This is a genomic window from Virgibacillus ndiopensis (genome assembly GCF_900187325.1).
In the GTDB taxonomy this organism is placed as follows: Bacteria; Bacillota; Bacilli; order Bacillales; family Amphibacillaceae; genus Virgibacillus_E; species Virgibacillus_E ndiopensis.
The window spans coordinates 412,497-436,200 of sequence record NZ_FZMZ01000006.1 but is presented as its reverse complement, the minus strand read 5'-3'; the positions used below and the strand labels follow the sequence as shown (position 1 = coordinate 436,200).

Sequence of the window (23,704 nt, the reverse complement as noted above, 5' to 3'; positions counted from 1 at the left end):
TAAAATTATTTAAAATGCCACTTTATTTTTCAGAGACAAGTAGGTTATTTAAAATGTCCTGCAATTTCACATCTTCCTCATCTGGTAACGGAAGTCTTGGTTTACGTGATGGCCCACCTGCCAATCCCTGTAAATCCATAGCCCTTTTCACAATTTGTACATACTTGCCAGATCCTTCGATAAAGTTGCAAAGTGGTAGAATTCGATCATACAGTTCCCATGCCCTTTCAAGGTTGCCTTCCTGGACCGTATTAAAAAGATTGGTAGCCAATCGTGGTGCGATGTTTCCTGCTACAGAAATCCAGCCGGTTGCCCCTACTAAAAATGACTCCAATGCCAAGTCATCTGCCCCACAAAATGTTTTTAAAAATCCCTTTCCTTGTCTAGTGATATCGCGAACTTTGCTTATTTCTCCACTTGATTCTTTTATGTGGGTAATGTTGTCTACGTCGCGTGCAACCTTTAATATTGTTTCAGTACCTATATTTACACCCGATGTGAATGGATTGTTATAAATCATAATTGGAAAATTGACTGATTCAGCAATTGTTTTAAAGTGCACATAGATTTCTTCGTCTTTTGGATGAGCATAATACGAGTTGATCAACAATGCTGCATCTGCACCCGCTGCCTCGGCATGTTTTGTATACTCCACCGCGTCTGCTGTCGTCTCTGCTGCAGTTCCGACAATAAGTGGAATACGGCCATTTACTTGTTCTACCGCCGCTTCAGCTGTTTTAAACTTTTCTTCCTTCGTTAAACTAACAAATTCCCCTGTACTTCCGTTAACAACAATTCCTGCCACACCTTCATTAATAAAGTGTTCGATGTTCTGCTTCAATCCATTATAATTAACTTCACCATCTTGATTCATTGGTGTAATAAGAACTGGAAATGCGCCTTCAAGTTTTTTCATTATAATTTCCTCCTAGTTAATGTTTTCTTTTATATCAGTAACACCATCTCTTTTAGTCGAGTTTGTGTACCAAATAAATTTATTTGTAAAACCATATATAATAGAAATTGCTACAACTAAAAAGTTAAACCAAAGAAACGGTAGGTAAGTCATTGTTGATACACCAAGTGTCGCAGCCATGAATACACCGCCATCAGACCATGGTACCATCGGCGTTGTAACCGTTCCCCCTGCTTCCGTGTTTCTTGATAGTACACGTCGATCAATATTCAAGCGATCATAATTTTCTTCGGTAATTTTACTCGCTGTAATGATGGATACGTAAGCGGCCCCACCAAAGAAATTACCGAAAAAGCCAGAAATTAAAGTTGTTAATGTAGTCTTTCCCGCGCTGTCTGCCCACGCTAGCATCTTAATGCAAATTACTTTCAAAATACCTATCTTTTCCATTAATCCACCTACTCCAAGGGCAAATAGAATTAATACAATGACACCAAGCATGAATTCAATACCACCGCGGTTTAATAGATTGTCAATGAAGGCTACCCCGGACTCAATGTTATTACCTGAATATAAGCTATTGACAGCGTCTAAAATGGCCACATCTTGGAAAAGAAATGCCCATATAGATCCTAGTAACGCACCAAATAAAATAACTGGTATGGAAGGCTTTTTAAGTGCGAGTAACAGTATTACAATAGCTGCAGGAATTAACATATACCAAGTAATGTTAAAATACTCACTTAATGAAACCATCGTGGACTTTGCTTGACTTAAATCGCCATCACCACTATGAAAAAGGAATCCCGCTCCAAGAAACAGCAATGCAGTTATTATAAATGCCGGTGTACTTACGAATAACATCGATTTAATATGATCAATTAAATTAACCTTAGATAAAGATGCTGTCATGACAGTAGTGTCAGATAATGGTGAAAGTTTATCCCCGACATAACATCCCGATATAACTGCACCTGCAACTAACGCAATCGGAAATCCAAAGCTTGCGCCGATTCCCATCATTGCAATACCAGCAGTTCCAGCCGATCCAAACGATGTACCAGTGGCTAACGACGTAATAGCACAGATTATAAAAGCAGCCATTAAAAATATAGTAGGGTCAATAATTGACAACCCATAATAAATAATACTAGGGACGACACCACCTGCTATCCATGTACCAATCAGTGCACCAACTGAAATTAGGATAAGTACAGCCTCTAACCCATCGTTAATCCCTTTTAAAATACCATCCTGCATTTCCGCATAGGTGTAGCCAATTCGGAGACCAACTAGCATGATCATAAACCATGTTGTTAGCAGTGCAAGTTGAATAGGAATTCCCAGCTGCACAACAAACAAAAACATAATGACAATAAAGGCAATCAGTACAAATAGTACTTCTGGTAACGTTGGCAATCTTTTTTCCGCGCTCATTATTCACTCTCCCTAATTATTAATGATCATTACTTCCTTCCGGGCAAACGTTTTCATTGAAATCGATTCATTGAAGCCCCCCTTTAATTATTTCAATAAAAATCCACTTTTTAGCGGATCTTCCTGATCATAAATAAACTGATGTGTGCCGGTTACAAAACCTCGTGTTTCCACGGAAAATCGGTTATCCGTTCCTGCAATTAATCTAGCAGTCAATTTACTGTCAAAAATACTTTGGTTTGTAAGCTTTGTTAAATTACCGGACCCATTTAGTAATGCTGTAAAAATAGCAAATGTACTATCTATACCTGGAGAACGTAATATACTTCCATCGTTTTCAAAAGTAACCGAACGAACGCCATTTACTAAAAGTTCCCTAATCAAAATGCCATCGAACTGAATCGTATTTTTTACTTTTTCAGCAGTTTGTTTACCCCATTTAATAATGGAAGATAAATAATCCATATGAATACCTGGTATCGAATCTGGCAAACTATAAATTAAATAATTTCGATTGCTATCTATTTCGACTAATTCATATTCCTCGGTAGTTTCCATAACGCGGCATTCTTCACTTTCAAAGCGGACCATTTCCACTTCCTGATCCTCATACGTTGCATAGACCAAATGTATCCCATTTACTGTTTCAATTTCATATACGTTATCTTCCTTTTTAGCCAAATTTCCCGTCTCTAATAAGGCTGTTACGGTTGTCACTAAACCACCATATTTAAACCGGACTCCACTATCATGATTGACAAACAGCAAAGCGAAATCAGCCACCCTAGAAGGAGCCACGATAAGGCCGTTCATCCCACGGTGACCACGAGGTTCATTCAGCAACAATTCCTTCTCATGAACGTACTTTTCCTTTATAGAGGCATGATTCATTTCTAAACTACTTTCATTCAACGTTATTGCGGAATGTATAATAATTCTGAATGCCTCACCAGCAACATGTGTATCAATAGTTGAAAACATCTTTTCAAAATTCATGTGAATACCTCCTCCCTAATGACCTTCCATAGGCGGTATAAGTAAATACCCTTCCCGTAATGGGTCCTTTTCGTTATAGAAAAAGCGGTGCATCCCCATCACCCATGCTGAACCAGTTACTTCTGGGATAACTGCTTTATGGTCCTTGATAGTTGTTACTTCCAAGATGCTTGCTTTAAACAGCGTGCCGACGATACTTTCATAAATAAATAACTCATTTTTACCAATATCGTTTTTGCTAAACATGGCAGCAAGTTTAGCCGAAGTACCTGTACCACATGGAGAACGATCAATTCCACCAGGTGGGACAATTACTGTATTTTTAAGATCTGCCTCTGGATGGACTGGATCTGTATAAAATTCAATATGTGTCAAACCTTTAATAAATGGATGCTCAGGGTGAACAATCTCAACCGACGCATTAATGGCATTGCGTATTGTAATACCCTGCTCAATAATGGTTGAGGCGTTGTCAGTCGTTAAATCAAGCCCCAGCCTTCGGGCATCAATAATTCCGTAAAAGTTCCCTCCGTACGCGATATCGCATTGCACATGACCAACATCTTCAACATCGATTTCAATTGATTTCAGTAAAAATGAAGGTACATTTGTAAACGTTACTTCATTTGCTTTTCCATTTTCAACTTTGATTTTTACTTTCACCAATCCAGCTGGTGTATCTAGATTAAGGTTTGTGTATGGTTCCATTATTTCAATTAGCCCAGCTTCAACAAGAGCCGTGCAAAAACCAATCGTATCGTGTCCACACATTGGAAGGTAGCCACCTGTCTCAATAAAAATGACACCTATATCAGCATCCGAGTGACAAGGATTTACCATTAAAGCACCGGACATTACATCATGACCTCTTGGTTCATTCATTAAAAATTTTCTGATCCAGTCATAATGTTTTTTCATGTAAAGCATCTTTTCGGACATGGTATCGCCTTCGAGCTTAGGTAAACCACTAAGAACCGTTCTTGTTGGGTTTCCTCCAGTATGTGTATCAATGGTTTCAAACAATCGTTGAAAATTCATTTAACTGATCACCCTCTCCTTAAATCGATCATGGCGTAACAGTTCAATTGGTATAGTCGTTTCTTTGCCAGAAATCATTTCTTCAATAACCTTTCCAGTGATTGCAGCTAAACTGATACCATCCCCTTCATGACCAGCAGCCACATAGAATCCCGGGACTTCATCAACATGAGAAATAATTGGAAGATGGTCTTCGGTCCACGGTCTGAGACCAGCATACTGCCTAATAACAGTCATATCAGCCATCTTAGGATAGAATCTAACAGCCCTTTTTGCGATATATTTTGTCACTTCATGGTTTACTTTGATATCAAATCCGTTAAACTCCCTGCTACTTCCGATTAAGAAGTTCTGACTCTCCGTGGGTTCGAACACTAATGCAACACCATATTTCTCCGTTACTGGATCTACTACTCGCTCCCCGCCAAACTTTGAAATAAGATACCCGAACTCCATCACTTTTCTCAATCCAACCAGCCTCTGTCTTGAGGCAACGATTAATTGACCTTTTCTTGGCTTAATTGGTATTTCAACATTCAGCATTTCACCAATAAGCGGAGCCCACACTCCACAAGCATTTACCACTTTGTTAGCAGTAAAAGTTCCGTTATTAGTCTCTATTACAAAGCGACCTGAAGGGTCTTTGTTAACCCGTTTTACTTCTGTGTGTGTATGTATTCTCGCCCCATGTTTCTGTGCACTATAAAACATGGAATACGTTAGCATATAAGGGTTCACGGTTGAATCTGTTTTACATTCCAGTCCACCGTATAAATCATCAGCAAAAAACTTTGACTCATTCCGCAAATCTTCCCGGTCCAACATCTTGAAGTCTAGACCCGCTTCCTGCTGCTGTTGTACCCATTTTTGTGCAGCTTCCAATTCATTATCATTCTCGCAAACAAGAATACTGCCAGGATTGCGGTATTCAAATGAGGTTTCCAATTCTTTATTTAATTCATGCACTAATTGCTGGCTTCTTAATGACATTTGGCTATCAAATCCAGGATCTTTATCAATTGCTAGGATATTTCCGTCACATCTGGAAGAAGTACCACTAGCTAATTCTTTTTTCTCAAGAACTGTAATATCAATCCCTGCTTTTGAGCAATAGTAAGAGATAGCTGCGCCTATTATGCCACCACCAATCACGATCACATCTCTATGTATTGTGTTATTCATAAGATCCCCCTTTCTAAAAAGAATTCATCCTAATTACTGCAACTTTTATGCCAATTAGAAAAACTCGGACTAACGCCACAATTTTTTCGAAGTCAGTAGCTAGAGATTAGAGGTCGGAGTCAACTGTGCCGGAAGTTAACATATTTGCAAATGTCGAAATGAACCTCTAATAACTTAGTAATAATTCAAAATAATGTTGATATTCCAACTTAACTATGTAAAAATAATTTTAACGTGTAAATTTTTTTATACATAAAAAGGGATTGAATGACATGATTTTTTCAAATTTTTTAGATATCAAAAATTTTATCAATAACCAGTTCGTCATAGTGGATAGTGAAAACGTGATGGAAAGTGAAGTAGATTCGTTCGCAAAATCAGAATATCCCAAAAAGGTTTTTCTTGTTAGCGGGAATGAACTATACTACATCATGCCTGAGGAGCAATCAAATCAATTGAAGTACCTGACATGTGGTGTCATTACGGTAAATGATGAAATTACTAGTGTCATAGAACAATTGGAAGAGCATGAGTACATTTTGGCTATGGATCAGAATGAAAAGATTCTTGGTTATGTAGGTTCTAAGGAGCTATGTAAAGAATTATTCGTGGCATATCGGTACGTACAGGCATACATTTCTACGATTCTCGATACAATAGATGAATCTTGTACAGTAATTGACAATAATAAAAATGTAGTGGCATGGACAAAGGGTGCCGAACAAATTTTTTCAGTCAAACAAGAAGAAATAATCGGAAAATCCATAACTGACTTTTTTAATCCCGATCGTTTAGAAATATTAAATACACTAGAAAGTGGCACCTCCGTTCATCATAGTCAGCACAAAGCAAGAGAAAACCAAGTTGTATTAATAAACTCAAACCCAGTGTATTTTAATAAGAAAATCATTGGTGCAGTCGTATCTGAATCAGACATCACAAGTCAAATCAAATTAAACAAAGAATTATATGATACTACGGAAAGGCTCTTTAATTTAGAAAAAGAAGTGAATAAATTAACGTCTACGGAAGATCCTTTCATCAAAATCAGAGGGAATAGCCCAGCTTTAAAACGAACGATCAATAAAGTAAGAAAAGCAGCATCCACGAACACGAATATATTGATACATGGTGAAAGCGGTGTCGGAAAGGAACTTTTTGCAAAGGCAGTGCATACCATACGCGAAGTTCAAAACTCCCCATTCGTAGCCATCAATTGTGGTGCCATCCCTTCCTCCCTATTCGAGAGTGAAATTTTCGGATATGAAAAAGGGGCATTTTCTGGTGCTGACCAAAAAGGAAAAAAAGGGAAAGTCGAACTTGCAAAAGGTGGAACATTATTTTTAGATGAAATTGGCGAAATGCCACTGGAGATGCAAGTAAAAATTTTAAGGTTGCTCCAGGAAAAAAAGTTTTATCCTGTTGGAGGAACAACGGAAAAAGAAGTAGACTTCAGAGTTATAGCAGCAACAAATCGCGATTTAAATGAACTTGTAAATGAAGGTAAATTTAGAGAAGACCTTTATTACCGCTTAAATGTGGTAAGCATAGAAATTCCACCACTAAGAAAACGCCTAGAAGACATCATCGAACTAACACATTATTTCCTACATGAAATATCCATAAAATACAACCGACCAATTCATGGAATTTCACAGAGTGTAATGCAGGCACTCCTTCAGCATCCATGGCCAGGTAATATTAGGGAACTAAAAAACGCTGTCGAGCGACTCATTGTATTCTCAGAAGATGGTAAAATAAAATTGGATGACCTCCCCTTCGAAACAGATGTGACACATAAACCCAATGAAAAACTCAAGATATTCTCCGGTGTTGACAATCGTTCATTGAGTGAAAGAGTTCAAGAGTTAGAGAAAGATATTATTCTTAAAGAACTGGATAGGGTAGGCGGAAATAAACTATTATGTGCTAAAAATCTTCAGGTCACAAGGGCAACACTTTACAATCGTATAAATAAGTTAGGTATAAAAGTTTAATCGCTACTATTGGCATCATTCTTGCATGTATAACACGTACATACATAAAAATAGGAGTGATCCAATTGACAGAAGAAGAAATGATTGTTTGTAGATGTGAAGAAGTTTCATATGAAGAGTTGTTACAAACAGCTACTAAATACAATTGCTCCCCAAGAGAATTGAAGCTCCGTACAAGAGCTGGCATGGGATATTGCGGTGGCAGAACGTGCCGAGGCATGGTAGACACGGTTGCTTCAACTATTAAAGCGCAAGAGCGCACTCAAATATCATTAAAATATCAACCGCCAATACGTCCAATCACTTTTGGAGATTTAGGGAGGCAGGATAAATGAGCCGTCGAATCCTAGAACATCCTGTACTTGGTAATTTACAAGACAATAAATATATTTCGTTTACATTTAATAATAAAAACTATGAAGGTCTGGAAAGTGAATCAATTGCAGCTGCACTCTTAGCTAACGGAATCCGTACCCTTCGTTACCATGAAGAAAGCGGTTCGCCCCGCGGAATTTATTGTAATATCGGTCATTGCTTCGAATGCAGAGTCACAGTAAATGGAACGCAAGGTGTTCGAGCATGCCTTACACCACTTCAAGCAGGAATGGTTATTGAAAGTGGAGGAAAGCTTCCAACACCGGTAAGGGATTGGAGTGCTGAAAATGAATGACGTTATCATTGTCGGGGCAGGACCTGCAGGATTATCTGCAGGAATAACATGTGCTAAAAAAGGTTTAGGGGTCTTGATCATAGATGAATACATGAAGCCAGGTGGTAGACTCTTGGGGCAACTTTACGAAGAACCCAATGGATCATGGTGGAATGGTATTCAAGAATCCACTAGTTTATATGAACATGCAGTAGACTTAGGTATTCAATTTCAATTGAATACACCCGTAAATAACATAGAAAAATTGGATCAAAGTTGGGTAATTTATACAGATAAACATACATTTAATACAGATCATTTATTACTGGCAACAGGAGCTGCTGAATCCCCAGTACCAGTACCAGGCTGGACATTACCCGGGGTTATGTCTGTTGGCGCGGCACAAGTGATGACAAACGTTCACAGGGTTAAGCCGGGAGAACGAGGGGTCATCATTGGTGTAAATGTTCTTTCTGCTGCAATTGCCATGGAATTACAGCTAGCGGGAATTGACGTTGCTTGCCTGACATTACCAAAGTTGAACAAAATCACGAAAAATGCTGCACAACCAAAAGATGTGCTGGAATCCCTGCTCCACGTATCCCACATGGCGCCATCTCCGCTTATTCGGTTTGGCAGCAAACTTATGAAAAATGATTTCATGAAAAAAATGGGTGTTACTTTTTATCCTAAAGAAGGTGTGAAAATGTGGGATATCCCGATCCAGCTAAGGAAAGCAGTAATTAATATTTACGGTGACGGTGAAGTAGAAGGGATAACGTCGGCAACAATAGATGCGAATGGCGAGGTAGTCTCTGGAAGTGAGGAAAACATAGCTTGTGATTTTGTCTGCATTGCCGGAGGACTATACCCATTGACAGAATTAGCCGCAGTTGCAGGATGCCCATTTTATTTAATTGACGAATTAGGCGGTTATGTCCCTTTACATAATGAGCGTATGGAAACAACGTTAGACGGGTTATACGTTGCGGGCAATATTACCGGTATTGAGGGGGCAAAAGTTGCTATAGCCCAAGGGGTTACAGCTGGATTGTCGATAGCAGAAAATGCTGGGATAAGCGGATTAGATGTAGATATCCAACATTCCATTCAATCTATTGAACTAACAAGAGATAAAGCATATATTCAATTTCATCCAGAAGTGAAAAAAGGAAAAAGAATATTGAAGGAGCAATGGAAGGAATATGAAAGATCTGTTAAAAAGCTAGTTCATTAATACTAACCAGTATCGAACATTTCGATACTGGTTATATCATTTCAATGGAAATCAAGGTCATTTAATAGTATAAATAGAGGGTTTTAGATAATGATAGGATTCCATATATGAGATTTTAATACCTTGTCATGCTGAATGGAGAATAGTGGTTTTACATGTAGTTTAAAAACAATACTATGGCTGGGATTTATCATTGTAACCACACCCACTTATGTGTTCTCGTATTAATTTATCTACTTCAGTATCTGTTAATCCTGCTTTTATATTATCTGTACAATTTTTATTAAAGAAGTAAAATATTCTGTTGAATTTCCTTCTTTTAATTGCTCTACTGGCTCACCTATCGAAACTGTACGTTCCATATCCGGATAGTATCTTTCATAAAGAGCACCATAGTCAAATTGGCATACCACATTTTTCAATAGCTCTTCCATGTGAGAGATGAGATCTTTTCCCTAATGTAACAGCAAGACTAGGCATTGTAGTAGTTACAGCTAATTCTGATAATTCCAGTTGTATAAAATCAAGGTTGTGTAAAAAAGCTTGATTAGTTATTTCAGAATCCACTTTTAATTATTCTAATTTCTTCAACTTGATCAAAATAACACCTCCAATAATTCGTGCGTTTTAGGCTGACAAAAAAGGATTAATCCCAATTAAACAACTTAATATCATTAGTAAAGTTGTCCCTTAGGTATTAATCCCTTATTATTGTTAAACAGATAACTTTTGTACACTTGATCTATATTTCTTTTATAACATTAATGTTCACTGATATAAGCCCACTTAAATTGAATGTAGCCATTTCGTACCTTAATATTATGAACATAGTCTTTGGTGACATACGCACTCATATAGTAATAGAGTGGCAATATTGGCATTTCATCCATTAATACTCCCTCGGCTTTTTTTAGGAATTCTGTACGTTTGTCTGGATCTGTTTCTGTAATTGAAGCTTCCATATATTTATTAAACTCACCACTAGTCCAGTTCGTATAATTATCACCGCTTAGTTCTTGATAGGTTTCCAACATGGTGTAAGCATCAGCTACCTGAACACTATTACCTAATCGCCCAACTTGATAGTCTCCTGTGGCAAGCTTGTCTAGGTATACACCCCACTCATTATTTTCAAGAATTACTTCAACACCAAGGTTTTCTTTCCACATATCTTGGATGGCTTGAGCAATTGCAGCATGTTCCTCAGATGTATTGTATGAAAGTGTAATCGCAGGGAATTCATCTACACTACTGTATCCAAGTTCTTCTAAACCAATTTGTAACAGTTCTTTTGCTTTCGCAATGTCATTGTCTTTGAAATAAGGTTCTGATTCGTCCCAAATTGTTGGTGCGATATAATTCAATGCTGGTTCTTCTCCACTTTGTGTTATGTTTTCAACAATTGCTTCTCTATTTATTGCATACGTAAATGCTTTTCGAATGTTAACGTTGTTAAATGGTTTTTCCTTTATGTTAAAGGTATAATAGTACGTACCGCCCATAAAGTCGGCCTTCAACTTGCCTTCTTTCTTAAGAGTTGGAATGGCTGCAAGAGGTAGTTTTCCAGTTGGATTCCCAGCAAAATCTAGATCTCCTTGTTGATACATTTTATGTTCCGTATTAGGATCAGTGATAATTGGCATATTGATTGTTTCTAACTTCACTGTTTCAGCATCCCAATAATCCTCAAATTTTTTCAAGACAAGTTTGTTTTTATGTTCCCAGTCAACGAGTTTGAACGGTCCATTGGTGACATAATTTTTACCAGCTTCTAGTGCCCAGTCAGGATTTTCCTCAGCAACTTTGTGATTAACAGGGTAGAAATATGCACCTGCAATTAATTTTTTAAAATAAGGAACAGGGTACTTTAATGTAACTTCTAATGTATGGTCATCAACAGCATTAATTCCCACTTCGTCTACAGCAACCTCACCTTTTTTAGCTTTTTCAGCATTAGTAATGATATAAAACAAGTAAGCATTTGGTGCTTCGGCATTTTCTGGATCTAATTGGTACTTCCATGCGTATTCAAAATCCTTTGCAGTGACCGGATCCCCATTGGTCCATTTAGCATCTTCGCGGATAGTAAATGTATACCTTTTTTTATCATCGGATACTTGGATATCTGATGCCATTGCTAGTTCTGGTTCACCATCAGGCCCTAACCGAGTCAAGCCATCGAAAATTTGATCAAGTACTATGATTGATGTCACGTTGTTTAGTTTTGCAGGATGGAGTGTCGGTGGCTCTGCAGAAAGACTAATGTCTAAAACTTGTTCATCGGCCAGTTCACTACTTTCTTTATTGCTCTTACCTTCTGTAGAATTGTCGCCACTACCTTCTGAAATAGCAGGATTCCCTGACGAACAAGCTGTTAGTAAAAGAATTACCATTACTATAATCGATAACAAAATCAGTGGTGATTTCAATTTCCCCATAAAATTTCCCCTCCAATTTAACTGATATAAATGGTTCACTTTTATAAATACTTGTTCTACTTAATTAAATATTTAGTAACAAATCATTGATTCTAAATCCCTCGGATAATAAGTCAGCATTTCCATCCCATCCTCTGTCACAAGTACCGTATCAGAGTGGCGGAATCCTCCTAATCCTTTTACGAAAATACCTGGCTCAACTGTAAAAACCATCCCAGGCTCCATTATTGAGTTATCTCCAAGATCAAAGAAAGGTGCTTCATGCATCATTAAACCAATGGCGTGTCCGGTATGGTGTGGAACATATTCTCTAAGTCCGTTTTCATCGATATATTTCTGCACTTCTTTGTCAACAATTGAAGTCGGTTGTCCAGGTTTAATATTGCTAAAGGCCACTTCCTGCGCTTCGTACATATGATGGAAAAATTTTTCCTGCTCAGGACTAACTTCCTCAACAAACATCGTTCTTTCCAATTCACTGCAATAACGCCACACATCCGCAGCAGCACCTGTAACAAGATTATCGCCTTTATTTAACTTAACATTCTGTGTCACAATGTGTGGATAAGCTGATAACTTTCCAACCTGTCCTCTAAAGGTAGCAAAAGCAGTATTTCCATACGGTCTATAACCATTACCTAATGTGTCAACCATGATTAATGTTGCCTCATAACTAGCCCTACTTGCGATTTCTACTTCACTGAATCCTGCCTTTGAATACTTTTGTAACAATCGATGGGCTAAATTTCCCCATCTACAAGACTCTTTAATCAATTCGATTTCTGTTGGTGATTTAACATACCTCATCTCCTCGACCCAAGGGAATACAGATTTAAAATTAGCATCAATAATTTCGCTTAAGCGTGGACCCCGATATCCATATGGTGAACTGTAACCATCAGAGTCAAAACCAATCGTCTTACCAATAAATCCGTATTTTACCAAAAGTTTTTTAAACTCTTCCATCGGGTGACAGAGGTCAGGAAATTCATGGTAGTAATGAATTTCATCTACACACGCATGTTCTTTGGCATACCCATCATCTAATTGTGGTACCAGTAGATGCGTCTTTCCTTTAAGGTCAACAAAAAAACTTGTCGGACGCTCAGTAGAAATGAAGTGAAAATTCGTTAAATAGAAAATGTCAGCTGAGCTAAATAGAATAACACCATCAATCCCATTATCATGCATTTGTAACTTGAACTTTTCTTGCCTTTCATGAATCTCTTCATTTGAAATAGAAAGTTTCACTTCAATTCACTCCTTATTTAGATTTAAAACAATTTCAACAATTAACACTTAAATTCAAATAATGTCTGTGTTCATATCTATTCATTTGCAGTCAATTTGAAACTATCTTCTAACTCATCGACGATTGTTCCAACTCTTGCAATAGCTTTCTTTAGATTATTCGTGTTGGACATATCAATCCCAGCCATTCTATATAAGTCAAGACCACCCATATTTCCACCTTGTTTTAATACCTTAGTCCACTGTTCGCCAACATTTGATCCTTCTTCTTGAATCCGACTGGCCATTATGGTTGATGCCGAAATACCAACTGAATAGGTAAATGGATAAAGACCCATATAATAATGAGGCTGTCGCATCCACGTTAATTTTGCACCTTCGTCAATTTCTACAGTATCACCCCAGAACTCAGACAAAATCGAACCCTTTGTTTCACTTATAATTGATGTAGAAAGAGGTTGCTTATTTTCTGCTAAATTATATAACCTCCTTAATAACTCAGCTTCAAGTACATGCGTAACACAATTATGGTGATAACTCATCATTAAATACATATTTAACCAACGATTTAATCTTGGGTCATCTCGATTATTTTTTAAGTAATTAACAATGAGTTGTTCAACTAGAGTCGATGGGGCCTCTACAAATAAATGCGATTGAGTATTGTTAATATATTGTTGATTTTTCATTGAAAGAGAATAGTGTAAGGTATGGCCGAGCTCATGGCCTAAAAGAAGCATGTCAAACAAGTTCCCACCCCATGGATAAAATGAATAACCATGAACACCATGAACTCCTCCACCAAATGCAATCATTCTACGACCTACATTATCTCCTCGATATACCCACCTTTCTGAAAATACACGTGACATTTCATTTTGATATTCGGGACCTAGTACTCCAACAGCATCTGTAATAATTTGACCTGCCTCTTCATAGCTAATTGGTGGATCAAACTCAGGATCTAATGGTGCTTTTACATCTGAAAACAGAAGTTTATCTAACCCAAGTTGTCTTTTTCTCAATCTTGCATAACGTTGCATATGTGGTGAAAGTTCAAATCTAAATGTATCTAAGATATCTTCAAGGAATTCTGACGAAATACCATCTGCAGCATAGAATTTATCTGCAGAAGAATATTGAAGAAGCATATCCTTAGCAGATTCATAACCTCGTAATTTAGCTAAAGAGATATTTTTATTCACTTCACTAGATAATGATTTTGCCAATGTATGTTGATACTTTTTCAATCCGTTAGTTAAAGATTGAAAAGCATTACGACGTAATAATGTATCTGGTGAAGTTTCAATTTGAGTCATGTACATGTGTAAAGAAACTGGAAACTCTCTTCCATTTTTATCCTTAACCGGTTCAAATTTAATATCAGATGATGTAACAGAGTGAAACACACCTTCAGGTACACGTAACGTTTCTGATAATGTTGCTAGTGTGTTTTCCATACCTGGAGATAGTGTATGGTCACGAATATCGTTTAATCTATTCAGAAATCGTTTAAATTTATTTAGTTCCTTAACCTCCTTTTCCCATTTTTCTATGTCGGCTTTCTTAAGATTTAATAATTCGTTAGTAAAGTTGGTTGTGACCTGACCACCTTTAGCAGCTAGGGATAAAGAACGACCCATCATTTCTTGGTTTTCCGCATCAGATTCATCCTCAGAGAATTTATACATAGCATAGCTTGTTGTACGATTTAATTTTTCTTTCAAATCATCAAATCGGTTCAAGCTATTAAGAAGCTCTCTTGAACTAGAGATAGGTAATGTGTCTCTGCCTGCCAACAAATCGTCTAGTTTTCGTTCAACAATTGAGAATGATTGTTCCCATGCACTTATCGAAACAAATATTGGGGTTAGATCCCACGTCTTTTCCTTTGGGACATCTTTTCGTAAAATTTGACTCATGTTTAAACTCTCCTTTAAATTGTTATTATCTTTTGGATTTCATATATCTACATATCCACTTATTGTGTTCAACAAAGCCCCCTTTCTTTTTACAATCCAATCGCTCATTTCTTTTTCACATTTATTAATGCAATAGGTATGCCAACTTTACTCAATTAGATTAAAAATAAAAAAATATCACATATTTCCTAAAATTATAACTATTTATAGCTGTTATTCAATAACAACTTTTTCCTCAAATGGACTTTGAAATAATATTCTGTAAATATTTCTATACACAATTTTTCTAACATTTTATTTTCATTGACACTTAATTCACTTTTCATAAATTTCATATAAACTTAAATTATCCTTTATACCGTAATAAAGAAGTTAAAACTATTTATGCTAATTAAGTTGGTTCAAAAATTGCATACATATTTATAGTGAACAAAATTTTATTAATAAAATTCTAACTTTTATTACAAGTTGGGATCAAAGGAGGAAATTTATTATGTCGAGGTTAGACAAGTTAAGAGAGGGTATTAAGCATCTAGGTATTGATGGATTTATAGTTACAAACCCATACAATCGTCGCTATTTAACAGGTTTTGATGGAACAGCAGGAATTGCTTTAATAAGCGAAACAGAAGCAAAGTTTATAACGGACTTCAGGTATAGTGATCAGGCTCAAAAACAAGTAACAGATTTTGAAATTATCATTTGTGGGTCTTCTGAATCATTATTAAAAAATGTTTCTAATCAACTCACACATATGAATATTAAATATCTTGGTTTTGAGTCCACGGATGTAAGTTTTGATCTTTACTCGCAATTAAAAAATAATTTAAACCTTGAGTTAAAACCAACAAAAAATGTTATTGAAGAGCTGAGAATGATCAAATCAGAGGACGAGATACAACGAATCAAAAAAGCGGCGGAAATCACAGATAAGACGTTTAACCATTTGCTTAAACTTATTAAGCCAGGCATAACTGAGTTAGACTTATCTCATGAAATCGAATACTTTATGCGGAAAAAAGGAGCAACTTCAAATGCTTCGGCAAGAATTATTGCCGCATCTGGTTATCGTTCTGCTTATCCACATGGAGGTGCGAGTGAAAAAGTTATAGAAAACGGAGATATGATCACTTTCGATTACGGGGCTCTATATCAAGGCTATTCTTCTGATATGACAAGAACTGTTTCTGTAGGTGAACCTAATTCAAAGTTAAAAGAAATCTATCAAATTGTTTATGATGCATTAAATTTAAGTCTGACAACCGTTAGATCAGGTATGGGTTGTAGAGAAGTGGATGCAGTGGCTAGGGATTTTATTTCTAGTAAAGGTTATGGAAAATACTTCGGACACGGTGGCGGCCATGGTATCGGCTTAGATATACATGAAGATCCCTACTTCTCAAAAAATTCTAAACAAACACTGGCACCTGGTATGGTTGTAACAATTGAGCCTGGTATTTATATACCTGAATTAGGTGGTGTTCGAATTGAGGATGATGTGCTGATTAAATCTGATGGAATTGAAATATTAACACATTCACCCAAAAACCTAATTATGATTTAATAATAATTTTTTTCTTCTTAATGATTATTTCTGATGAAATAAAAAGCCGTAAGGCCATCTAAAAAAGTTACGGCTTTTTTATTTATGGCAAAATAATAATGTAAGGATTGGCATTTATTTTAATTTATGAAGGGGATTTTACAACTCCTTAAACGGCACGAATATTGCATGTTAAACTATATATGAAACTAATAGGGGGTTCTACGATGACAATTAATTACGAAACTAGATTAAACACGCTAAAAGATTGCTTGAACGAAAATAACATCGACGTAGCAATGATTACTTCACCAGCAAATGTTTTCTACTATACTGGTTTTAATTCCGATCCGCATGAACGATTTATGGCATTAATTTTAGATAGCCGCAATAATGCATGCACCCTGTTCGTTCCGGCATTGGATAAGGAAATTGCCGATGATGAATCCTCCGTTCAAACCATTGTTCCAATTTCCGATGAAGAAGATCCATTTGCCATACTTAAAAATGAGCTTGGAGAAAATATAAAGCATTTCGGTCTAGAAATGAAAACCGTGAGCATGTTCCAACACAAGCATTTGTCAGCTGCTTTTCCAAAAGCTTATTATGATGACATCCAGTCATTTATTAACGCACAGCGACTAAAAAAATCCAGAGAAGAACTGGTGTATGTACAAAAAGCTGTTGATATAATTGAAAAAGTGTTGGACGAGGGGGTAAAAAAGGTAAAGCATGGCATGACGGAATTGGAATTAACAGCCGAGTTGGAATATCTGATGAAGAAATATGGTGCAGAAGGTCCGTCATTTTCAACGATTGTACTAACTGGCGAAAAAGCAGCACTACCACATGGAACACCAGGTGATCGTGTTTTCCAAAAAGGGGACTTTTTACTTATTGATATGGGGGTAATAACAAAAGAAGGCTATTGTTCAGATATTACAAGAACATTCATTATTGGAGAAGCAACTGAAGAACAGAAAAAAATCTATGACATTGTCATGCAGTCTAATCAAGCAGGGGTAACTGCTGTTAAAGCAGGTGTACCACTTAAAACTTTTGATATCGAAGCAAGAAATGTTATTAAAGAAAATGGCTACGGGGATTATTTCAACAATCGTGTCGGACACGGTTTGGGAATTGAAGTTCATGAGGAACCTTCTATCCATGAAAATAACGAGCAAATAGCTGAAAATGGCTTATTATTTACAATCGAACCTGGGATATACATCCCTAATTATGGCGGCGTTCGTATTGAAGATGAGGTTTATATCAATGAAGATGGTAAAGCTGAAGTATTAACCTCATTCCCTAGGGAGTTGCAGATTTTATAGAAATAAACTTTATCCAGTGGGGCATCCCCCACTGGATTTCTAATAAATGAAACAGACATTATGTTGATGACAAAAAAATACCGCATAATGATTTCATATCATTCATACAGGGAAATAATCACCTTTTTCACAAACTGTATTTATTTAATTTCCACTTCTAGATCATCCATTGCGATATCGCCTCTAGTATCTTCCGTAAATTGATCCGGTGCTACTTTAGCTTTTATTTTCATTGCAACATAATATACTATGCCGGATGCAATTAGTGATTGAACTGCCGGTAGCCCAAAAGTTGTTACATATTGCGTTAAATATCCTAATAATGTACCAGCAACTAAAGCAATAGTCGCCATCCAGTTCCAGCCCTTATTATCCGTCCATGTACGCTTACGTATAAGAAAGAAATCAACCATCATGACGCCAGCAATTGCGGGATATACTAATGCTGTTAAATATAAGAAATCCATAAAATAATCGAGAATCCCTGCCAATGCCACGATAATAGCAATTATGGTCCCGGCAAATGTTAGTAAAGCTCTTCCTTTGTTCGAGTTAACATTTAACATATTTGCAAGAGCCAAGCCCATACTGTAATTGTTTACTAGTTGACTGGTCCATGTTGCAAACCATAGAATTAAAAATCCCCAAACCGGAAATCCTAAATTCATCATTACATTGACGATATCAGCATCTCCTACGCCTACAGACATGACAGCTCCAACAATAAATAATGGAAAACCTACTAGAACAATACCTGTTGGAATTAATGCATTATCTTTAATAGTTGGTTTTGCATATCGGGTATAGTCAGAAGCAATAACCCACTGTGATACGTTTGCACCAATAACAAGACTAATCGCTGCTAAGATTCCCATTGTTGGTTCTGGATTCCAGTTAGAAATCGTTTCCCATCCTGTATTTTTTAAAGCAAAATAAATACCAGCAGCAATTAAGAGTAAACCAGCAGGAACTGCGATATAATCCGTCCATTTCATCGAACTATACCCAATAATTGATGGAATAGCAAAAAGCAATCCTGCTACTACTGTAATTAATGCCCATAATCCCCATTGTGATGTATAATCCACACCAAACATTGCGGATATCGCATTTCCCGCAACAGATGTCTGCACCGCCCACCAACCAAGTGAAACAACGAAAATGGTTAATCCAACAATAAACCGTGCTTGCATTGCTCCAAAACTAGTACGAGCAATAACAGATGAGGATCGGCCTGTTTTGGCACCAATATAACCTTGTAAGGCGTTTCCGATCCATTGGATACCAAAAAGAGCAATGATTAGGATAAAGAAAATCTTACTAAGACCAAAGCTTCCTGCTAACGTTGCACCTACCATTAATACAGGAATTGTAAATTCAAGCCCACCAAAAATCATTGCTGGGGTAAGCCAATGTTGTCGTTGTTCATTTGGAACAGCATGAAGTGCTTCATCCTTTTCTATACTATTTACATTTTTATCATTCATATTAATGCACACTTCCTTTTTAATTTAAGAATGTTTTGCTCCAATCTTGGATGTTCATATTTAATATGCAAAATTCAGAAAATTTATCAAGTAATAGTAGTAGAAAAGCCTACACTTTTCTACTACCATATATTCAGTTATTTTTCTTTTACAAGCGCCCACACAATTTCACATGGCTCTTCACCTGAATTTTTTGCCCAATGTTGTTCTCCGGCAGGTATTAAAGTTGAACTGGATTCGGAAACCGTAAATGGTTCCCCCCCACTTTCACCTTCAATTTTTCCTTTAACAATAACGGAGTATTCATTTTCCTCATGTAGCGATAAACCTTCCTTAGGCACCCTTTCACCAGGAGAAATTGTTACGGTACCAAACTTTACATCAATATTATCAGTCTTTTCTTCAAATAACGTCAGCAATCCTTTTTTATCAAAACCACGTTCCTTTACTTCCATATCGTTTCCCCTTCGCAATTTATTTTCTGACAGCTAATTCTTGATAACTAAATGTTGTTGGATTAACCTCGACACCAAATAAAGTTTTTGCTTCTTCAACCGTGTAGTATTCATTTTTTACATCGCGTGCAACTTGTTCAGCTGGCCGTTTTAATGGATCCCCATATCCACCACCAGTTGCAGTCATTAATTTTAGAACATCATTTTTTTGTAATGCGTAACGTGGGTAAACACCATGTGGCCCATCGACTTCCCCACTGGATTTATGAATATAAAATTCATTAACAGAGCCTTCTAGTCCACCACCTGTTCCCCATAGGCGATATTGATTACGGCCATAGGTGATAGTAGCTGCTTGTCCATCAGTCAGTGCCCGATAGGATCGAATGACACCCTTACCACCGATGTACTCACCAGCTCCTGTACCATCAATCCGTAAACTATATTCATCAAGCATGACACCGTATCTAGTTTCAGCAACTTCTACAGGAACATTGTAAGTTTCCCCATCTAAAATACAGAACTGTCCACTTGCCCCATCTTTTCCATCGGCTCCACCCCATCCACCAACAGAAGGTTCTACAATTAGGAATGGTTCATCGGTATCTTGATGAGAACCCGATAATGTAACAGAACAAACAGATAACAAATGTGCTGCCGCGAGTCTATGTGGTATATGTGGTGCCAATGCCTTCCATATCAAATCCGTACATCCTAGCATCGTTTCAAAATAATTCGATGTAGGAGCAGGTCTTTCAGCAGACATAATTGATTTTTCATCGACAATAATTTTTAATGGTCTAAATACGCCATCATTAACATTTTGGTCTGGATTCGTTATTGCTAGAAAAATCGTTCGTACAGCAGATGCAAGACCAGTAAATGAACAATTGACAGAGCCAGGAACTTGCGGACTGCTGCCTTTAAAATCACAAACGAATTCATCATCCGTAATCGTAACTTCAACTTGTATCGGAAAAGGTCCATTTCCAATTCCATCCGTTTCTACAAATCCGTCTGCTTTATACGTGCCATTAGGTAACTTTGAAAGCTCCTGTCTTGATATCGTTTCACCATGATCCAACTGGTTGTTTATAGCTGCAAGTATCATCTCCTTTCCGTATTTTTCACAAATTTCCTTTACTCTTTTTTCTCCTGTTTTAAGTGCTGCGACTTGCGCCCACATATCACCAAGGGACAAATCAGGGAAGCGCACGTTCGCGCGGATAATTTCAACAAGCCCCTCATTTAGTTGACCGGCATCATATAATTTAATAGATGGGAATTGCAAGCCTTCTTGGAAGATGTCCGTTGAATCATTCGTAAATGAACCCGGATCTTTACCGCCAACTTCTGTCCAATGTGCTTTATTTGCAGAGAACGCGATCAGTTCACCATCGTAAAATATCGGCATTACTAATCCGACATCCGATAAGTGAGATCCACCGCCACCATACGGGTCATTAACGATAATGATATCTCCCGGTTTAAGTTCACCTTTTTCACCGTACTTTTTTAATGTTTGTTTAACCATAAAAGACAGCATTCCGATAAATCCTGTAACTCCATTACCTTGTGTTAATAATTGGCCTTTCGCATCAGTTAGTCCACTGGCATAGTCCAGTACTTCATAAATAATTGGGCTCATCGATGTTTTCGCTAACGCAATAAACATTTCATCTCCAGTAGCAAGTAGCGAGTCTTTTACAATTTCCAGTGTAAATGGATCGGCTTTTGTTTCATTCAACAACATTTATCTCGCCCCCGTTTCAATTATTAAATTTCCATAATCATCCACTTTAAGTGTTTGCCCTTCATAAATTACAGTAACCGCTGCTTTTTCTTCGACAATTGAAGGTCCTTGAATTATTTCGTTTATAGGTAGTAGTTCACGTTGATATACATCTGTTTGAACCCAGCCCTTTGGATTTTCAAAATATACATTTCTTGTTTCTGTTTTTGCATCTTCAAGCGTTGTTTGACGTTCTATTCTATTAATCATAGGCTTCTTCACTTTTCCAAGTGCTGTAACGTGTATGTTGACTATTTCTGTTTCAGAATTGTCAAGCCTAAATGTATAGTTTTGCTCATGCAAGTGATGGAATTTTCCAACAATTTCTTGTACATCATCTTCAGTCCAATTACCATCCGGAACAGGTACTTTTACCGTATGTTCTTGGCCCAGGTAACGCATGTCTGCAAAACGGTTAAATACGACATCCTCGTTCTGAATACCCTCATCACCAAACTGCTGATATGCTTCACCTTCAATCTCATTCCATTGTGCCATCATTTCATCGAGTTCTAAATTTGCTATGCGCTTTATATATGTTTTGATATAATCATGACGAAGATCACTCATCAACATACCCCATGCAGAAAATACAGGTGAAGCTATTGGAATAACAACTTTTTTAACACCTAATTCCTTGGCTAAAGCTGGAGCATGCATTGATCCACCGCCACCAAAAGCAACTAATGTGAAATCTTGCGGGTTATGTCCTTTTCTAATCGATATTAGTTTTAACGCATTCAGCATATTGGAATTGGCAATTCGGATAATACCAAGTGCCGCTTCTTCAGCAGTCATATCAAAATGATTTGCGATTTCCTCTTGAATAACCTTCCTAACCAAATCCAAGTTGACATCGTAATCGAAGTTCTTAGCGGATAGCCGGCCAGTTAATAGATTTGCATCTGTTGTAGTTGGCTCTGTTCCACCTTGCCCATATGACACCGGACCAGGCACAGCTCCAGCCGATTGTGGGCCGACCTTTAATGAACCAGCTTCATCCAACCAGGCAATAGAACCACCACCATTACCAATTTCCACAATATCAACTACTGGTGTTTTTATTGGGTATCCGGCATTTCGATCATTTCGTTCAATATAGTAATCCGTGGAAACCTTTACCTCTCCATTCTCTATTAGCGAACATTTTGCTGTTGTTCCACCTATATCAAATCCGATGATATTTTTCTCACCAATCAATTTTCCAAGTACCGCAGCACCATAGATTCCTGCAACAGGACCAGATTCAACCATATTAATTGGAACCTTTTTGGCCTCCTCAAATGTTGTGGTACCACCATTTGACTGCATGATGAAGTTTTGGCTATTCGTATTAAAATTGGTCAATTTGTTATATAATTTGTTCACATACGTAGCTGCTGCTGGTTGTACATATGCATTCAATGCCGCTGTATTTGTCCGTTCATATTCGCGCCATTCCTTTGTCACGTCATGTGAGGCAGACACTGCTACCTCTGGCCATATTTCTTTAATCAACCGAATTGTTTCCTTTTCGTGTTCTGGATTTACATAGGAATGCAAATAAGCTACAGCAATTGCTTCTACTTCTTCACGTTTGAAGTATTCAACAATTTCTTTTACTTGTTCTTTATCTATAGGTGTTAGAACTTCCCCTTTATAATTGAGACGTTCTTTAACTTCCTGTCTCAAGTATCGTTCAATAAATGGTTTTGGTTTCGCATAACGAATATTAAACAAATCAGGACGATTACCCCGAGCAATTTCAAGAACATCTCTAAACCCTTTCGTCGTAATTAGCCCTGTCTTTGCACCTTTTCTTTCCGTAAGAGCATTAATGATAACGGTTGTCCCATGAATGAATGTGGATATAGCCTCTTTATTTATATTACTTTTATCAAGAACATCGATAACTCCTTTTTCAAAATTCGGAGGTGTAGTATGGCTCTTGGCAACTTCAACTTGCCCATTATCATCAACATATACTAAATCCGTGAATGTTCCTCCAATATCTGTTGCAACTCTCATTTTTTTCACCCTTCCTAAATAAA

At 37.2% G+C, this 23,704-nt stretch carries 19 protein-coding genes; 6 read left to right on the top strand and 13 right to left on the bottom strand.

Translation table 11 applies throughout. The features are described 5' to 3' along the window. Window positions 1-22: 22 nt before the first annotated feature. The 5 genes from dapA to CS937_RS14775 all read right to left on the bottom strand — a co-directional run bounded on the left by dapA (window position 23) and on the right by CS937_RS14775 (window position 5,569). Window positions 23-916 (bottom strand): 4-hydroxy-tetrahydrodipicolinate synthase, encoded by an 894-nt coding sequence (gene dapA / locus CS937_RS14795; protein ID WP_099159244.1) that lies wholly within the window; start codon window positions 914-916, stop codon window positions 23-25. Between the two features lie 12 nt (window positions 917-928). Further along, window positions 929-2,353: a Na+/H+ antiporter NhaC gene (nhaC, locus tag CS937_RS14790; protein WP_099159243.1), complete on the bottom strand. Its 1,425-nt coding sequence runs from the start codon at window positions 2,351-2,353 to the stop codon at window positions 929-931. A gap of 87 nt (window positions 2,354-2,440) precedes the next feature. Then, complete coding sequence (locus CS937_RS14785) at window positions 2,441-3,349, bottom strand: proline racemase family protein (RefSeq protein ID WP_099159242.1); 909 nt, start codon at window positions 3,347-3,349, stop codon at window positions 2,441-2,443. Between the two features lie 15 nt (window positions 3,350-3,364). Next, complete coding sequence (locus CS937_RS14780) at window positions 3,365-4,387, bottom strand: proline racemase family protein (RefSeq protein ID WP_099159241.1); 1,023 nt, start codon at window positions 4,385-4,387, stop codon at window positions 3,365-3,367. Next, window positions 4,388-5,569 (bottom strand): NAD(P)/FAD-dependent oxidoreductase, encoded by a 1,182-nt coding sequence (locus CS937_RS14775; RefSeq protein ID WP_099159240.1) that lies wholly within the window; start codon window positions 5,567-5,569, stop codon window positions 4,388-4,390. It abuts the gene before it with no gap. Between the two features lie 272 nt (window positions 5,570-5,841). On the opposite strand from CS937_RS14775, the gene CS937_RS14770 reads away from it, so the two are divergent. The 4 genes from CS937_RS14770 to CS937_RS14755 all read left to right on the top strand — a co-directional run bounded on the left by CS937_RS14770 (window position 5,842) and on the right by CS937_RS14755 (window position 9,452). Beyond that, window positions 5,842-7,566: a sigma-54 interaction domain-containing protein gene (locus CS937_RS14770; RefSeq protein WP_245835762.1), complete on the top strand. Its 1,725-nt coding sequence runs from the start codon at window positions 5,842-5,844 to the stop codon at window positions 7,564-7,566. A 65-nt stretch (window positions 7,567-7,631) separates the two neighbouring features. Then, a complete protein-coding gene (locus CS937_RS14765) occupies window positions 7,632-7,901 on the top strand; it encodes a (2Fe-2S)-binding protein (protein ID WP_099159239.1) in 270 nt (89 codons plus the stop codon). Further along, complete coding sequence (locus tag CS937_RS14760) at window positions 7,898-8,236, top strand: (2Fe-2S)-binding protein (protein ID WP_099159238.1); 339 nt, start codon at window positions 7,898-7,900, stop codon at window positions 8,234-8,236. Before CS937_RS14765 ends, CS937_RS14760 begins: the two co-directional genes overlap by 4 nt. Further along, on the top strand, window positions 8,229-9,452 hold the full coding sequence (locus CS937_RS14755; protein WP_099159237.1) for an NAD(P)/FAD-dependent oxidoreductase: 1,224 nt from the start codon (window positions 8,229-8,231) through the stop codon (window positions 9,450-9,452). Before CS937_RS14760 ends, CS937_RS14755 begins: the two co-directional genes overlap by 8 nt. Window positions 9,453-9,848: 396 nt before the next feature. On the opposite strand, the gene CS937_RS19535 is transcribed toward CS937_RS14755, so the two are convergent. From CS937_RS19535 to CS937_RS14740, 4 genes are all read right to left on the bottom strand, one after another. Further along, window positions 9,849-10,019 (bottom strand): hypothetical protein, encoded by a 171-nt coding sequence (locus CS937_RS19535; protein ID WP_176555850.1) that lies wholly within the window; start codon window positions 10,017-10,019, stop codon window positions 9,849-9,851. A 194-nt stretch (window positions 10,020-10,213) separates the two neighbouring features. Beyond that, window positions 10,214-11,890 (bottom strand): peptide ABC transporter substrate-binding protein, encoded by a 1,677-nt coding sequence (locus CS937_RS14750; RefSeq protein WP_245835761.1) that lies wholly within the window; start codon window positions 11,888-11,890, stop codon window positions 10,214-10,216. Window positions 11,891-11,962: 72 nt separating this feature from the next. After that, complete coding sequence (locus CS937_RS14745) at window positions 11,963-13,141, bottom strand: M24 family metallopeptidase (protein WP_099159236.1); 1,179 nt, start codon at window positions 13,139-13,141, stop codon at window positions 11,963-11,965. Between the two features lie 77 nt (window positions 13,142-13,218). Further along, the gene (locus CS937_RS14740) at window positions 13,219-15,063 is read right to left on the bottom strand and encodes a M3 family metallopeptidase (protein WP_099159235.1); all 1,845 of its coding nucleotides are present in this window, start codon (window positions 15,061-15,063) and stop codon (window positions 13,219-13,221) included. A gap of 493 nt (window positions 15,064-15,556) precedes the next feature. Between CS937_RS14740 and CS937_RS14735 the strand changes: the two genes are divergently transcribed. Together CS937_RS14735 and CS937_RS14730 are read left to right on the top strand one after the other, a co-directional pair. Beyond that, window positions 15,557-16,627, top strand: a complete 1,071-nt coding sequence (locus tag CS937_RS14735) for a M24 family metallopeptidase (protein ID WP_099159234.1) — start codon at window positions 15,557-15,559, stop codon at window positions 16,625-16,627. 206 nt (window positions 16,628-16,833) lie between these two features. Further along, the gene (locus tag CS937_RS14730; RefSeq protein ID WP_099159233.1) at window positions 16,834-17,940 is read left to right on the top strand and encodes a M24 family metallopeptidase; all 1,107 of its coding nucleotides are present in this window, start codon (window positions 16,834-16,836) and stop codon (window positions 17,938-17,940) included. 140 nt (window positions 17,941-18,080) lie between these two features. On the opposite strand, the gene CS937_RS14725 is transcribed toward CS937_RS14730, so the two are convergent. From CS937_RS14725 to CS937_RS14710, 4 genes are all read right to left on the bottom strand, one after another. Continuing rightward, window positions 18,081-19,427, bottom strand: coding sequence for a purine-cytosine permease family protein (locus tag CS937_RS14725; RefSeq protein ID WP_099159232.1), 1,347 nt, complete (start codon window positions 19,425-19,427; stop codon window positions 18,081-18,083). Window positions 19,428-19,564: 137 nt separating this feature from the next. Then, the gene (locus CS937_RS14720) at window positions 19,565-19,882 is read right to left on the bottom strand and encodes a cupin domain-containing protein (RefSeq protein WP_099159231.1); all 318 of its coding nucleotides are present in this window, start codon (window positions 19,880-19,882) and stop codon (window positions 19,565-19,567) included. A 19-nt stretch (window positions 19,883-19,901) separates the two neighbouring features. Next, on the bottom strand, window positions 19,902-21,635 hold the full coding sequence (locus tag CS937_RS14715) for a hydantoinase B/oxoprolinase family protein (RefSeq protein WP_099159230.1): 1,734 nt from the start codon (window positions 21,633-21,635) through the stop codon (window positions 19,902-19,904). Further along, window positions 21,636-23,681, bottom strand: a complete 2,046-nt coding sequence (locus CS937_RS14710) for a hydantoinase/oxoprolinase family protein (RefSeq protein ID WP_099159229.1) — start codon at window positions 23,679-23,681, stop codon at window positions 21,636-21,638. It abuts the gene before it with no gap. Window positions 23,682-23,704: the final 23 nt, after the last annotated feature.